This window comes from Streptococcus sp. HMSC065E03 (assembly GCF_001815045.1).
In the GTDB taxonomy this organism is placed as follows: domain Bacteria; phylum Bacillota; class Bacilli; order Lactobacillales; family Streptococcaceae; genus Streptococcus; species Streptococcus parasanguinis_AD.
The window spans coordinates 706-1,049 of the sequence record NZ_KV818854.1 but is presented as its reverse complement, the minus strand read 5'-3'; the positions used below and the strand labels follow the sequence as shown (position 1 = coordinate 1,049).

General features: G+C 49.4%; 3 tRNA genes. All 3 read right to left on the bottom strand.

The window, feature by feature from the left end:
• Window positions 1-53 precede the first annotated feature (53 nt).
• The 3 genes from HMPREF3002_RS09855 to HMPREF3002_RS09845 all read right to left on the bottom strand — a co-directional run bounded on the left by HMPREF3002_RS09855 (window position 54) and on the right by HMPREF3002_RS09845 (window position 296).
• Window positions 54-126: transfer RNA gene (locus tag HMPREF3002_RS09855), tRNA-His, on the bottom strand.
• A gap of 12 nt (window positions 127-138) precedes the next feature.
• A tRNA-Trp gene (locus HMPREF3002_RS09850) sits at window positions 139-209 on the bottom strand.
• A 6-nt stretch (window positions 210-215) separates the two neighbouring features.
• Window positions 216-296: transfer RNA gene (locus HMPREF3002_RS09845), tRNA-Tyr, on the bottom strand.
• Window positions 297-344: the final 48 nt, after the last annotated feature.

Sequence of the window (344 nt, the reverse complement as noted above, 5' to 3'; positions counted from 1 at the left end):
AAAGTCCCTTGCCTTACCGCTTGGCTATACCCCAATAATAATATTAATAAATAGGCGAGTGATGGGGATCGAACCCACGCATGCCAGAGCCACAATCTGGTGTGTTAACCACTTCACCACACCCGCCATAATTATTAACACGGGCAGTAGGAATTGAACCCACACTGAAGGTTTTGGAGACCTTAGTTCTACCTTTAAACTATGCCCGTAAAGGATGGAAGGGGAGGGATTCGAACCCCCGAACCCGAAGGAGCGGATTTACAGTCCGCCGCGTTTAGCCTCTTCGCTACCCTTCCTGATTATTGAATTGATGGCGCGAGACGGAATCGAACCGCCGACACATG